15 protein-coding genes are annotated in these 13,330 nt (G+C 56.6%); 9 read left to right on the top strand and 6 right to left on the bottom strand.

Translation table 11 applies throughout. The features are described from left to right. The first annotated feature begins 262 nt into the window (after positions 1 to 262). Both ligD and ACP7B1_RS23360 read left to right on the top strand, forming a co-directional pair. On the top strand, positions 263 to 1,315 hold the full coding sequence (gene ligD, locus ACP7B1_RS23365) for a non-homologous end-joining DNA ligase (RefSeq protein WP_426137301.1): 1,053 nt from the start codon (positions 263 to 265) through the stop codon (positions 1,313 to 1,315). Between the two features lie 63 nt (positions 1,316 to 1,378). Next, positions 1,379 to 2,152: an SOS response-associated peptidase gene (locus ACP7B1_RS23360; protein ID WP_426137300.1), complete on the top strand. Its 774-nt coding sequence runs from the start codon at positions 1,379 to 1,381 to the stop codon at positions 2,150 to 2,152. Between the two features lie 78 nt (positions 2,153 to 2,230). Here ACP7B1_RS23360 and ACP7B1_RS23355 read toward each other — a convergent pair whose 3' ends face one another. Continuing rightward, positions 2,231 to 3,127 (bottom strand): hypothetical protein, encoded by an 897-nt coding sequence (locus ACP7B1_RS23355; protein ID WP_426137299.1) that lies wholly within the window; start codon positions 3,125 to 3,127, stop codon positions 2,231 to 2,233. A 179-nt stretch (positions 3,128 to 3,306) separates the two neighbouring features. Between ACP7B1_RS23355 and ACP7B1_RS23350 the strand changes: the two genes are divergently transcribed. Then, the gene (locus ACP7B1_RS23350; protein ID WP_426137298.1) at positions 3,307 to 4,140 is read left to right on the top strand and encodes a hypothetical protein; all 834 of its coding nucleotides are present in this window, start codon (positions 3,307 to 3,309) and stop codon (positions 4,138 to 4,140) included. 162 nt (positions 4,141 to 4,302) lie between these two features. Next, a complete protein-coding gene (gene dinB / locus ACP7B1_RS23345) occupies positions 4,303 to 5,364 on the top strand; it encodes a DNA polymerase IV (protein WP_426137297.1) in 1,062 nt (353 codons plus the stop codon). Positions 5,365 to 5,378: 14 nt separating this feature from the next. Here the strand turns inward: dinB and ACP7B1_RS23340 are convergent, their stop codons facing one another. After that, positions 5,379 to 5,804 carry an excisionase family DNA-binding protein gene (locus ACP7B1_RS23340; protein WP_426137296.1) on the bottom strand — a complete coding sequence of 142 codons (426 nt, stop codon included), beginning with the start codon at positions 5,802 to 5,804 and terminating at the stop codon, positions 5,379 to 5,381. Between the two features lie 212 nt (positions 5,805 to 6,016). Between ACP7B1_RS23340 and ACP7B1_RS23335 the strand changes: the two genes are divergently transcribed. Further along, the gene (locus ACP7B1_RS23335; RefSeq protein WP_426137295.1) at positions 6,017 to 6,604 is read left to right on the top strand and encodes a PIN domain-containing protein; all 588 of its coding nucleotides are present in this window, start codon (positions 6,017 to 6,019) and stop codon (positions 6,602 to 6,604) included. Between the two features lie 43 nt (positions 6,605 to 6,647). On the opposite strand, the gene ACP7B1_RS23330 is transcribed toward ACP7B1_RS23335, so the two are convergent. The 4 genes from ACP7B1_RS23330 to ACP7B1_RS23315 are packed head-to-tail and all read right to left on the bottom strand — an operon-like array spanning position 6,648 to position 10,383. Further along, positions 6,648 to 7,289 carry a hypothetical protein gene (locus tag ACP7B1_RS23330; RefSeq protein ID WP_426137294.1) on the bottom strand — a complete coding sequence of 214 codons (642 nt, stop codon included), beginning with the start codon at positions 7,287 to 7,289 and terminating at the stop codon, positions 6,648 to 6,650. Then, on the bottom strand, positions 7,243 to 8,427 hold the full coding sequence (locus ACP7B1_RS23325) for an ImmA/IrrE family metallo-endopeptidase (RefSeq protein ID WP_426137293.1): 1,185 nt from the start codon (positions 8,425 to 8,427) through the stop codon (positions 7,243 to 7,245). The genes ACP7B1_RS23330 and ACP7B1_RS23325 overlap by 47 nt, the downstream gene beginning before the upstream one ends. A 4-nt stretch (positions 8,428 to 8,431) precedes the next feature. Beyond that, positions 8,432 to 9,808 (bottom strand): 7-cyano-7-deazaguanine synthase, encoded by a 1,377-nt coding sequence (locus ACP7B1_RS23320; RefSeq protein ID WP_426137292.1) that lies wholly within the window; start codon positions 9,806 to 9,808, stop codon positions 8,432 to 8,434. After that, entirely contained in the window at positions 9,805 to 10,383 is a 579-nt protein-coding gene (locus tag ACP7B1_RS23315) for a hypothetical protein (RefSeq protein WP_426137291.1), read from the bottom strand. Before ACP7B1_RS23315 ends, ACP7B1_RS23320 begins: the two co-directional genes overlap by 4 nt. A gap of 93 nt (positions 10,384 to 10,476) precedes the next feature. Here ACP7B1_RS23315 and ACP7B1_RS23310 point away from each other — a divergent pair, with 93 nt between their 5' ends. Genes ACP7B1_RS23310 through ACP7B1_RS23295 form a run of 4 tightly spaced genes read left to right on the top strand, consistent with a single transcriptional unit; the run spans position 10,477 to position 13,282 of the window. After that, entirely contained in the window at positions 10,477 to 11,067 is a 591-nt protein-coding gene (locus tag ACP7B1_RS23310; RefSeq protein WP_426137290.1) for a poly-gamma-glutamate hydrolase family protein, read from the top strand. 13 nt (positions 11,068 to 11,080) lie between these two features. Further along, positions 11,081 to 11,707 (top strand): hypothetical protein, encoded by a 627-nt coding sequence (locus tag ACP7B1_RS23305; protein ID WP_426137289.1) that lies wholly within the window; start codon positions 11,081 to 11,083, stop codon positions 11,705 to 11,707. Positions 11,708 to 11,726: 19 nt separating this feature from the next. After that, on the top strand, positions 11,727 to 12,518 hold the full coding sequence (locus ACP7B1_RS23300; RefSeq protein ID WP_426137288.1) for a hypothetical protein: 792 nt from the start codon (positions 11,727 to 11,729) through the stop codon (positions 12,516 to 12,518). A 50-nt stretch (positions 12,519 to 12,568) separates the two neighbouring features. Continuing rightward, positions 12,569 to 13,282, top strand: a complete 714-nt coding sequence (locus ACP7B1_RS23295) for a hypothetical protein (RefSeq protein ID WP_426137287.1) — start codon at positions 12,569 to 12,571, stop codon at positions 13,280 to 13,282. Positions 13,283 to 13,330 lie beyond the last annotated feature (48 nt).

Genomic DNA, 13,330 nt, shown 5'->3' with positions numbered 1-13,330 from the left:
TCGTGTTGGCGGCCGACATCATGTCAAGCAAATGCGTATGTTCTGTTTCTGTTCCTATCCAAGCAAAGAGTCAAGCGGCCGGCAGAGTGGGAATATTATCCTGACATTAGGAATCAGAAGAATGCACATGAGAATCAGGATCGTAGTGCCACTGGAATTTTTTTCGCAGCGCCTGCGAACGCTTCACCCCGCCGGCGTGGATTGCGGGGACAAATTCGGTATCGTCACGGTGTCCTTAGGATTTTTCTGCTGAACTGTTGGCATGACGAAGCCTCCGAGATCAAAACCGCTCCTTCGTGACACCGAGGCCCCGATCCGTTCGCGGCCGCGTCAAAAGCGCAATCCCGCTCAGCCACAGCTGCTTTTCGATCCTATGCCTGACCGCGTCGAGCCCGCGCTGGCGCAGTTGAAGGACCATCCCCCAAAGGGAGACGAGTGGAGCTGGGAGGTGAAATGGGATGGCTATCGCCTCGCGGTTCATATCGAACCGCAGGGCATTAGGATTCTCACTCGCGGCGGCCATGACTGGACGCATAGGTTTCCGGCGATCGAACAGGCTGCCCGAGCGCTTGGGCCGGCGACGATGATCATCGATGGCGAAGCCGTGTTACTCGACGAAGAGGGTCGGTCGGATTTCGGGCTGCTACAGCGATCACTGGGCGCGTCGGGCAAAAAAACTGGCAGCCGTGCCTCCGACGCCATACTTTATGCATTCGATCTTATCTATCTGGACGGGCACGATCTGCGTGGTGTTGAATACCGATCGCGCCGGCATCTTCTCGAAGACACGCTGAACGGCAGGGACGATGCAATCCGTCTATCGGAGACACTCGACGCCCAACCCGCCATTCTGCTGGAGCATGTCTGCCGCCCTGGTTTGGTAGGCATCGTCGGCAAGCATCTCGATCAGCCCTATCGCTCCGGTCGAACCGGTGATTGGGTTAAAGTCAAGTGCGTCCAGAGCGAGGCGTTCTTCATCGTCGGCTATGAGAGGTCGGCGGCGTCCCCTGCTGGCTTTGGCTCGTTAGTGCTTGCTGCTTATCGCGATGCCGATCTCGTCCACGTCGGAAGCGTCGGAACGGGCTTCAAGGAAGCCGAGGCCATCAGATTGCGGAAGATGCTGGACAAATTGCGCTGGAAGCGAAAGCAGTCGCCTCTGCCCTATTCCGGAAGTGCCGATTTTGTCTGGGTCGAGCCGACCCTGATTGCCGAGATTGAGTTTCGTGCCTGGACGACGGACGGCAAACTTCGCCGTCCATCCTACAAGGGCTTGCGAGAACGGCAGGACAACGCAGATGTCTTCCGGCTCGACTAGCGAAATTAGTGCCATCCGCTAGATTGTCCCCCATTGGAGCTCAAGCGGAGTAGATAGCCTACTATGTGCAATCTTTATCGCATGGAAGACAAGGATTGGGTCGCAAAATGGGCCCAGGACGCCGAAAGCCTGATCAACCTGATGCCAGCCTATCAGATGAACCCCGACCAGATGGGGCCCATCGTCCGCAACACGACCGATGGAAGGAAGCAGCTGGCCCATGCGCGCTGGGGACTACCCTCCCCGCGCTTCGCACTCGAGAAGCCTGCCAAAGCCAAGGCCGAGAAACTTGCGGCCAAAGGCAAGCCATTCGATCTCGAAGAGCTGATCCGCATGGAAGCCGACCGCGGTACGACCAATGTGCGCAAGCTCAGTTTTCCGCACTGGAAGCGATGGTTCGGCGTCGAAAATAGATGTCTCGTCCCGGTCACCAGCTTCGCGGAACCGGATCCGGTCAGCCAGGAGGAAGGTGGCAAGGTGCCGAATGCGTGGTTTGCCCGCGACGAAAGTAAGCCGTTGATGTTCTTTGCTGGCATCCATGTGCCGCAATGGCAGAGTGTCCGAAAGGTCAAGGACGGCCTGACGACCGACGACCTCTATGGGTTTTTGACCACGGATCCCAATGAACTGGTGAAGCCAATCCATGAGAAGGCGATGCCCGTCCTGTTGCTGACGAAGGAAGAGACGGACGCCTGGATGCGCGCGCCCTGGGAAGAAGCAAAGGAACTTGCCCGCCCGCTACCGGATGACGCGCTGATCATTTCATCACGGGAGGCGTATGGATCGACAATTGTCTCTAAATCAGGAGAGCCTGTAAGTCAGACAAGCCTTTTCTAGCCAATTACGTGGTATTGCCTCAGCCGCGGCGTGCTAAGTCGGTCAGCGGAGCGTCTGATGGAAGCCCATCTCCTTGTCTCAATAGTCGGTAATCTTGGAGAAATTGTCCGCGGAATCGTCTTCGCCTTCGTCATACCAGCTCGACGTGTCGATAGACGCGACAGCGTCTTGAAACTTGCTCAGAGCAGTCACGGGCGCAGCAAACGATAAACTAAATGGAAAGTTAGTGCTGATTTCCGCACCGTTGTCGTTCCGAAAATCACTCTTTGACCCGTAGGAAAGCTCAATATAAACGTCGCCATCGGCGTGATAGCTTATCAATGTTGCGCCGATTGCCGTTATGGTAAGGCTCGCAACTTTGACAGCTTCGACCATAGTGCGATTAGAGAGGATGTCGATCTCGCTAAATACTTCCTGCGTGAACACTTCGAGCGCGTGCTTGTCTACCGCCTCGGCGACTGCCTGCCTTACGGTCTGGCGACAATCCTCCAAGGTCTCCATCAAAGAAAGATATGTCGCGATCGTCTCGCACGCGAAGACATCAGCCTCCTCGGCAGACGTTCCGATCGTATTCGGCCTGACGTGAGTATATTTGCTAAGCTCATCGATTACCGAAATGACCGCGCCATGGATCTCGCCGGCGTCGAAGCCTAACTCATCAAGAAGAGGATCTGCGATTCCACCCTGAATTGCATAACGCACACGTTGGCGACGTGTCGGACGGCCGTCCTGAGTTTCCGGTTGGAACCAGGAAGATGCGCGAATTTGGTCGTCGGGCGCCATCGTGTGAAGGCTGTGGCCATATAACTCCCGAAAGCCTGATGCGAACTGCGAAAGGCGGAGTGGATTTTCATCAATGGCAAAAGCCATCATAGATCCTTCGACAACCTTTCGGGAAAAGTCGTCGGGTAGAACTTGCTCCAAGGAACCAAGAAGCTCGCCAAGTCGCCCCTCAATCTGAACGTTCGCCGCCATTAAATGCTGATCCTCCACGGGCTGCTTGTCTCGAAGCTTCTAGGTCTTGGCGCACATTTGGTCGGCCGCACGTCCTTGCAGGGCATATTTAATGTGGCAAACCATGGGTTCCGACCTCGAAATGCAGATATACCCTAAGTTTATTTCACCTACCAAAGATAGGATTTTAATACAGCAACATGGAAAAGATCGAATACGTCTATGACGATGCCACCGCGTCGAAAGCTTTCGTCCTCTCGCTCAAACTGAAGGTGATCCGCGAACGCTTCTCCTCGCTCCAACACTGGAATCCTGACAATTGCGCGCTGGTATTGCTAGGGGGTAAGCCAGTCGCCCTTGCTGACTGCAATCGTTCCGAAGACGGCCTTGGAGCCATCTGCGGTTTGATTGCCCGCCCGGGCTTCGGGGGATACGCGGTCAACGCTCTATCCGCATTGAAGCGTCATACGCAGTTGCAACACTGGGCTGCCGCAGTTCGAGCACCCAATCCTGCTGTGTTTGGGATAGCTCGTCGTTATCTCGACGAGCTCTACGATCAGGGTGCTTGGGAAATATCCAATGAATTGATGCTGAAACACGGAGCACTTGGCCACCTTCGTCCTACACCTTTGGTTATTTCCACTTTTCATCTGAGACATTTGCAACTTCCGCCGATCAAAGATTGGAACTCCGCGACCAGACGACAACTTTTGGAAGCTGCCCGATCTCCTGGGACGGTCAATCTCGTTGCGCCGTCAGGCGATAATCTGGGCCCATTGATGATGACGTTGGCATTCGAACTCGCCAACACCGCGGGATTGGTGCGTCAGAATATGACCCGTACTCTTATGTTCATGATGATGGCGATGAACGGGATACAGGTTCCGGATAAAATGGCACGAAAGTTCATCTCGCCGTCGGCACCAGGTGACTTTCAGCAGAGCATTGATGTCGCGCTTGCGTCACTGGATAGGTCCGGAACGCTGCTCTTTTCACCACAGAAAATGGAAGGAAGGCTGCCTTGGAACAATTGACGTAGATCACGGCCGGCAGAAAAAGCCGCCGCTTGAATAGCTCGGCATTCCAACCAATCAACTCTTGATATACCAGAAGCGCAGCTTTTCACCATTCCAATGTTCTCCTTTTGTTCTTTCTATGCTATTCTCTTTGGATTATACCAGATCAGGCTTTTCCGGATGTCACGAAAGATAATTCATATAGACATGGACGCGTTTTATGCGTCAGTGGAGCAACGAGATAATCCGGCGTTGCGCGGCTTGCCGATCGCAGTAGGTGGCTCCGGCACCCGCGGTGTTCTGACGACCGCGAGTTATGAAGCGCGCAAGTTCGGCGTCCATTCGGCAATGCCTTCGGTCACCGCGGCTCGCAAGTGTCCGGACCTTATATTCGTCAAACCGCGGTTTGAAGTCTATCGCGCCGTGTCACAGCAAATCAGAGAGATTTTCTGCGACTACACGCCGCTTGTTGAACCCCTTTCGCTCGACGAGGCTTATCTGGATGTCACCAAGAACCTCAAGGGGATGGAGATTGCGACCGAAATCGCCACGGAGATTCGAGCAAGGATCCTGGCTGTGACCGGCCTGACGGCTTCGGCGGGCATTTCGTACAACAAGTTTCTGGCAAAAATCGCTAGCGACCTCAACAAACCGAATGGGCAGGCCGTCATCGCGCCAAAGAACGGGCCTTCATTCATTGAGCAGCTTCCCGTGAAGAAATTCCATGGTGTCGGCCCCGCAACGGCAGAGAAGATGCATCGGCTAGGTATACAGACCGGCGCGGACCTTAAAGAGCGATCAGTCGAGTTCCTCACTCAACACTTCGGCAAGGCAGGCACGTACTTCTATGGCATCGCGCGCGGACTTGATACCCGGGAAGTGCAACCTGATCGAGTGAGAAAATCGATCGGCGCCGAGGACACGTTCCCCGAAGACGTTTTTGAACTCGAGACTGCACGCGAGCAATTGCACCCACTCGTATCTAAGGTGTGCCAGTTCTGTAACAACAATGACACCGGGGCAAAGACCGTAACGCTGAAGGTCAAGTATTCCGACTTTCAGACGATTACCCGTAGCCGAACATCGCCTATAGCCAATCGCACCGAGGCTTCCGTCTGGATGGTGCTGGAGCCTTTGCTCCAATCCGTATTTCCGACAAGAAAGGGTATCCGTCTGCTCGGTGTCAGCCTTGGAAGCTTGGAGGGAGCAGATCAGAATCCGCAGCTTGATCTTGCTATCTAATTCCAGGGAAAGGGCTAAGGCTTGCCACCCAGGTCGTATCCACCAAGATCTTCGCTGAGTGCGGTCAGACGATCCAGCGCCGCCAGGCGTTTAGCATCACGCGTGGTCTTGAACGCTTCAACATCATTGGCACGAAGCCTGCGATGCGTTCCGACCTTCTCTGCACCAATTTCACCCCGATCGATCAAGCGAACGAGATATTGGCGAGATACGCTCAAAATCTCGGCTGCTTCTTGGGTAGACAAAAGCTCTTCATCCGCAAGCACGGTGACCTGTCGTCCTTCCGCCACCAACTCGGCGGCGCGGAACATCACGTCGGCTAGCACACTCGGCAATTCCACCGACTCGCCATTGACGAGGACGATCTTTACGGACCCTGCCTGCTTGGTGGACCGGGAGACGAGCATATTCGCGAGGCGCGCAGCAGCGGTTCTCTCCATGGGGAGAACTGTGCTAGACGACTGTTCCGATCTTCCTGAGGAAGGATTGCGATGTGATGTAACCATGGACGCAATATGGTCCATAAACGCTATAAACGCAACCTTCCCGTTTTCATAGCGAACACGGTGGCTGGGGCCCTACGCATGCTCGACTTGATGTGCGCCGCTGGCCGATCTAAGTTTCGGCCTTTCCATAGTATGCGACGTCGCGCTTGAAGATCGAAGGCGTCAAACAGAGCGGCGACAGTGAAATGATAACCGTAGTCCTGGACGCAAATGTCCTTTACCCAATGCTCTTGCGCGACACCCTCCTGCGATGCGCTGCCGCCGGGCTCTTTCAAATCCGTTGGTCCTCCAAGATTCTCGAGGAGATGACAAGCAATCTGGTGAGAGACTACGGCATGCCTGCGGAGGCAGCCGACGCATTACGCCAAATTATGGATGAAGCGTTCCCCGAGGCGATGGTCGACGGATGGGAGGAGCTTGAACCAGCGATGCGCAACGACAGCAAAGACCGGCATGTGGCAGCGGCCGCAGCCGCGTCGGGCGCGGTTGCGATCGTCACCGCGAACACTCGGGACTTCTATGATCTCCCGGCCGGTATCGACGCGGCGCATCCCGATGAGTTTCTATGCGCATTGTTCAATGCAACGCCTTCGAAGGTGGGCGACGTGCTGCATCGGCAAGCTAGCGGCTATCGGAGGCCGACACTGACCACGGCGGAATTGCTCGCAAGACTCGCCGTCATCACGCCAAATTTTGCACGGATTGTCCTTGAGCACCTGAACGAAGAGGGCTAGCGGAGCGCGCTCGCAGACATGCCCGGTATCAGACGTGCGCCGCTCACGCCCTGTCGGCAACCTGTCGCAACGATGCCGGAAGACTTCGACACGCGGCAATTCGTGGCCCGAGTATCTCAGCAACGAAACCATGATGGCGCTCGGGAATGCCCATCCTGGCTCCGGTAAGGCCGTTGAAAACAAGGTCAGCGACTTGTTCACGCCCAAAGACAGACAGAATAAGATCCGAACACAGGATATCGGCGGTCGCGATCACTTGCATCGCGGCAAAACGATCCGCCGCAATCCTGAGCGCCTTGCGTTCATCAATGACGACCGTTCGACCGTGCACCAATCCAAGTGCGAGGGTTGCAGCCTCACCATCGTCCAACGTCTGATCAGCGGACCCGGTAACAAGGCTGGCGAAGATGAGCTCTCCGTCATCATCAAACGGAAGGAATTCTAGAAGTCGTTCGTCAGCCAGCGCGCGCGCCAGTCCCGCGTCGTCCCGCCCATTGAAACGGTCGATAAAAAGCTCATCTCGAACAACCGTGCTCGCGCAGAGCGTCACTCCAAATGCGCGAACGATATCGGAGGCCCGGCCTGTTGCGTTTAAGTTGATGATTACACTCGAGTCCACGACAAGAGGAGCCGAGATTTTACCGGAGAATAGAGGTTGCCGCATTGGCCCCACTTTCTTCGGCATCGATATCCATCAGAATGTCGCGCACTTTGACACGGTCCAGGCGCAACATCCTCGAAATCTGGCCCTCGCTCAAAAGTCCCCGTTTGGCTGCTTGGTAGGCCATGAGGCCGGTCTTGATAGGGACTGGTAACGCCGCGTCATCCTTCATTCGATCATTTTGGGCCACGTCCCCTAAGACCTGCCTGACATGATCATCGGTGATGTTTCCATTTGCTTGAAACCAGTCCCAGGTCCCACGTTTGGTAAGCTGCAGCTCCTCGAGCCTTCGCACCATCGCCTCGCGCGAAACGTGGAAGAAATGCGCGAGAACGATCACGTGGCGGCGAGTCAGGCTGGAAGCGCCAGCGGTTACCTCTTCGAATTTCTGCCGGACCGCCTGAGCTGGAGTAAGAAATCCACGCGCAAAGGCATTAGCATATTTTTCCTCGCGCGAGCTTTCCAATTCGTCGATCTCGCTGACTTCGGCCTGCATCCGCGTCGACACCAGGTGGCCAAGTTCGTGGGCTGCCGTCTGGGTTCGACGATCCAGAGGATGGCTCGCATTCAAGAGTATGCAAGCTCCAACCGACTCTTCGAATGCAAACAGTCCGGAAATTTTTCCGGGCAAGCGGCGGACATAGAGGCGAACGCCCATTTGCATTTCCAGAACGGCACCGATGTCAGATACGGGCGCCAGTCCGAGCCCCAGCCAATGACGCAACTCTAGCGCATGCTGCTCCGCCTGTTGGCGAACATCCCCCGCAAGGATTGCACGCTCGGGCGGAAGGTTTCGGACATGGGCGATACCGAGCAGCGTTTCAAGCTCGACATCCGCACGGACGAGCTGGGCCATCAGCTCCGCAGCCGTACTGACGACCGGTTCGTCATGATCGGCGAGCTTGCGGAACTTGGGCGTAAGCTCGACGTGAACAGCTTCTTTGCGCAGCAGCGCGTTGACGCTCGTACCGTAGAATTGGGCGAGTTGTTGGAGTTCGCCAATTTTGACCCGGCGCGCGCCCTTCTCCATTGCAACGAGTGTAGTACGCGCCGCCCCGATTGCCGCTGCCGCATCCGCCTGCGTCTTCGCCGCGTTTTCGCGGGCGATACGCAAGCGTTCGCCGATTTGCCCAGGGTTGAGCTGTTCGTGACTCTCGCTCATGAGGTCACGCCAACCATTGGCCAACAAATGATTTCGGCCCGAGATCCTTCATAAATGCCTTCCATTCTCTGTCATGCTGTCCGAGTAGGCCAAAAAGTCTCTCCTCGGCTTCAGTTGTCGTCATATGCAGCCGCTCCCCCAGCTGCCAGGCGTGTCGCTTCAAGCGAACGCGGTGGAGGGGGGAAGAGCGCATTTCGGCGAGATGATCAAGATGCAGCGCTCCGGCGATCCCGTATCGCTGCATTGCCCGCGTGACCTTCGTGAAACCCGGGACCACTCCGTCCTCAAATCTTCCCGAGCGCAGGTCTTCCCAAATATAGTTCTCTTTTGGCTCGCTAATACAGGCAGAATGGAAACTGAGCCTCCGCAGCATGCAGGCTGCGCATATACCGCAATGCCGGCGCGTTCTATCGAACGACGAATTTCTGCTCTGCTGCCAGCAGGAGCGAGTTTTGTTCCACTCTTCGGGATCGGCTTCGATCGCGGCAAATTCTGCCAAGGTCTGCCCCTTCGTTTTCCAAAGCCGCGGCAGTCGAAAGTGGATCGAGTAACCGAATATCGCGTCAAAAACCTCCTCCATTTTGCATAGGAAGCGGGGGTGGTTGCGATAGTCTTCATAGCCGTGGCTGGTTGGAACAAGGGTCGGTCCCAATGCACCTTGCCCACTTTCTGGCATAGCCACGTCATGGGTTCCGACGAGATATGCGGCCAGTGCACTCAATAGCGTAAATTTGAATCCACGGCTTCGCACCGACGACTCTTTGATCCCGATCGGCTTCATGTTGACAGAGAACGGAATATTCAGAAACGGCACCTTCCTGCGATCGCGAACAGGCCGGTCGTCGGCTTTCGAGCCGACGCGAACCCTGATCAGCCTATCGACTCGGCCCTGCGCACCGAGGATTGCCGAGACTGCACGCGAATCTAAGCCATCGCTAAAGGGCGTAATCGTGCGACCAGTGTCGCCCCATTCAAATAAGCTTTGTTTTCCGAAATCGCTGTCGGCGCTGAGCTTGGCACCGGTGAAAGTCAGTTTCCACTCATCTCCGGTCAAAAACTTCAATGCGGCGGCAACGCATTCCAACACGCGTGGGTTTTGCCAGCGCGCCGCGTCATGGACGGGCAGCTGCAGCTCAATCCGGCGTGCCCAACCGTAGCCTGGGCGCTTCAGGGCCTTGTCGCAATACTCGACCGCGGCGATGAGAACCATCGCGTCATAAACGCGGCTATCCCAGTTCTTCGTTCTGTAATCGTTCAAGTCTTCCGTCTTAAAAACGATAGCCTTTCCGATTTCAGCCGTGCGCCAACCTTCTGTTCCTTTAGCTCCGGGCTCCACAACCGCAACTCGGATCAAAGGTATTTCCAACGGGAAATCGCTCATAGTGGAGGCCCCTGATCGACCCCGTCGTACACCGTCGGTGATCTGCTCACCTTGACGGTGCGGTCGCCAAGTATCGACCTCGCCATGCGGTCGAACGTTCCGCCGGCAGTCATTTCCCCGATGGTTTCTCCCAGTCGTCGCCGCATTTGCTGGCAGGCGCCCGGACCCGCTTTTACAAGGTAATGCTCTTCCATTGCGCGCGCGCCGGCGGCCAAGCGCTCACCGAGCGATGCGGCCAAGCCCTTCTCTACCGCAGCCAGTCCAGAGTATCCTTGCGAGATAGCCATTTGCGTCGCCTCGATGGCGCTTGCTGCCAACGGCTGTACCGAGGGATCGACGCGGAGGAGGTCGAGTTGTTCATTCGCGGAAGAAGCCAGCGTGAGAAGATCCCAACCATCAGCTACCGTGACAAGCTGCTTCAAAGCGGGAATAACCTCAAGTCCAACGTCACGCATGAGTGCAGCTTCAGCCGCCTCGCTGACCTGTTGAATGCTAAATGCCGGTTTGTACGCCCATGCTGCGACACGTTGGTATCCGTGGCGTAGAGGCAAGCTTTTATGCGGGCCATCGCTCATTGGAATCTCCTAATGTCAGGTATCTTGAATATTTTTATCTGACATGTCAATATTCCCGCGTCGATTGATTTTCACAGTGCCTGGGGGAAAGGGATGCATTCCGATCGCTACAAGAATTTTGACGAATTGGCCGAGTCCGAAGATGCAAGCGCCTTCCGTATCGAGGCAGAAAAACGGAATTCCAGTATCAGCGTGCTTGCTCCCCATGGCGGAAAGATTGAGGTGGGAACGTCTGAGCTGGTCCGAGCAGTGGCTGGCAATCGTCTCAGCTACTACCTGTTTGAGGGCCAAAAACCGAAGGGCAATCGCGAGCTCCACGTGACATCTGCGAACTTCAATGAGCCGCAGGCGGTAGGGGTCGTCGAAAGCAGTGATGTTGCCCTGGCAATGCATGGTTGCGAAGGCGATGATGAGATGATCTATCTGGGGGGAAGACACGAGAAACTGGCAGCAAGTATTGCAAAAGCACTTTCGAACCGAGGCTTCTTGGTAGCGACTCACAAGAATCCTGCGTTGCAAGGGCTCGATCGATCGAACATCTGTAACCGCGCAAAACTCGGAATGGGTGTGCAATTCGAAATCACTCGCGCCCTTCGCGTTCGATTGACTGATAAAAAGGGCCAGTTAACGGGACCCTCGCTCAAGGACTTTGTCGATGCGATCAACGAAGGATTGAGCCAATGAACACGCGTGATCCATGACGCTCGTCGTTGAACACCTACCTCGTATTTTTCAAGCGAACCTCGACCGGCTATTTGTGCGCGTCATCCAACCGACCATGGACGCACTGGTACTGCATCCTGTCCTCGAAGAGGGCGACGCCGCATCGATGAACGAGTTTCTGGATCGCGCCGCCGCTCAGGCCGACAATTACACGGCCAATGAGGCCGCCAAATCGTTTGTGCTAACGTTGGCTGCGGTCTTCGAACGGCAGCTTAGCATCTGGGCAACGTCGATGGGGACGAAGGAACTCGGGAAGCTGCGCGGTTTCCAAGAGCACCTGCAGGCCTGCGCCCAGCACACGAGCGTCAATTTGACGACCGACGATCTTGGCGCCGAGCTCGACGAAATGTTCACGGTGGCAAATGTCGTGCGGCATGGCGAGGGACCATCATGCGAGCGCCTTCGTACCATGGCACCGGCCCTCTGGGACCACACCATCGCAGAATATCGTGATCTTCTCCCCGGGCCTTCGCGGCCGAGCGAGACACTTAGGCTCAGAAAGACCGACCTCGTCCGCTACATTAGGGCGACGACGAGGTTCTGGGGACGGGCGGACCTATTGCCGATGGCGGTAACCGATCCGCCGTACTGGCTGACTTGATTGAGCGGAGGAGGAGCGGTTGGGTGACGACGACTTTATCGATGAGGAATATCACGACCGGCCGCGCTATCGCCCGGTCACGGAAATCGACCCGAGAGAGCTTGCTGACGCTTTGAAGACACTTGCCGGCTTTTCCGAGAACACTTTTCTCGTGATGCAGGCGCACCAGCTCGGGATGGTCGACAATCTTTTGAACGCGCTGGAAGACGAGGTCATGCGCCACCACGCTGATGACGATCCGCCGCGCGAACAGATGGCTTTGCTCGGCGCCATGTCGCCGATGTGGATCTATGCGGCCTATGAGCTGCAAAGGACCTGGCGCCAACGCTGCGAGGAGGTGATCAGGCTGGCCGACAACGGCGGGCTTGACTACAAGGCGAGCCATCTCGAACGCGATCTCGGCTATCGGCATTATGACCGCGAACTCAGGGCGCAGCAGCTCCGCGATGCGCAGCAGCGGCCGGAGCTGGTCGAGCAGATGCAAAGCGATCTGCGACGCACGGAAATCGCCTTCACCATGCTGGAATTTATCCGGGTTGCGCTTGCCAAGCATGAGGTGAGCAAGAGGGGTAGCAAGAAGCCGCCGATCGCCTTTGCGCCTGGACTGGCGCGGCGGAGCCGCCACTGCGGCTCGATGGAATACGAGATGAGTAACGGCCGCACGATCATCGACACCGTTGCACGTCGTGACATTGCCGAGATGATACGTGCGATCCCGCAGGCCGAAAACCCGAGCGACGAGACGCTCGAAAGCTTCCGGGCCTATATGAATCCGCCCGACGTCGATCCTTTTGCCAGAGGTGTACCCTGAGCGAAGAGGAGCAACCCGAGCCGCCAAAGAGGCAGAAGGCCTTCGATCTGTTGGCGTCGGTGGCGGTCTTTGCACGTAAGAATGGCATCAAACTCAACGATCCCACGCTGGTCGATCGCTTCATGGCAGACGCCGCGCCGCGTTTGCGGGAAGCGCTGGCCGATCCGGCGCTGATCCACGGGTCGAGAGTTGAGCGCCTATTTGAGGCGACGGTACTGAGCCTCGGGCAGTTCAAACTCCTAAAGACCGAGGATGTTGGTCGCGTCCATGCCGCTGAGACCTTGCGCGCCCCGGACTTCCGCATTGTCCTCGATGACGGCGGGCAATGGCTTGTGGAAGTCAAGAACGTGCGCAGCACGAACCCCTCCAGGCAGGAGCTGCGGATGTCGCGGAAGTACCTCGAATCGGTGCAATCCTATGCCGATGCCGTTGGCACGCCGCTAAAGCTCGCGATCTATTGGTCGGCGTGGAGGTTCTGGTCGGTGATCTCGCCGGAGCACTTTCGGACCCGCAGCGGAGGGCTGCGCGTCTCGATGCAAGAGGCGATGCTCGCCAGCGAATTCGAGCGGCTCGGCGAAAAGCTGATCATGACCAAGCCGCCGTTGCGCCTCGTCCTCGGCGCAGCGACGGACATGCCGCGGTCCGTCAGCGACGAGGGCTTGGCCAACTTCATGATCGCATCGGCGAGGATCTATAGGGGCTCTGTGGTCATTTCTACATTAATACACGCTAAGGGCATTTTGCAGGTGACGGGAAACACATGATTTCCGCTCACCGTGATCGCGGGGCAAACTGGCCACGCAATAGGGCCA

Source organism: Phyllobacterium sp. SL163 (assembly GCF_049896885.1).
GTDB classification, from domain to species: Bacteria; Pseudomonadota; Alphaproteobacteria; order Rhizobiales; family Rhizobiaceae; genus Phyllobacterium; species Phyllobacterium calauticae.
Note: the sequence above shows the minus strand (reverse complement) of the source record. Positions and strands in the feature narration are given on the sequence as shown.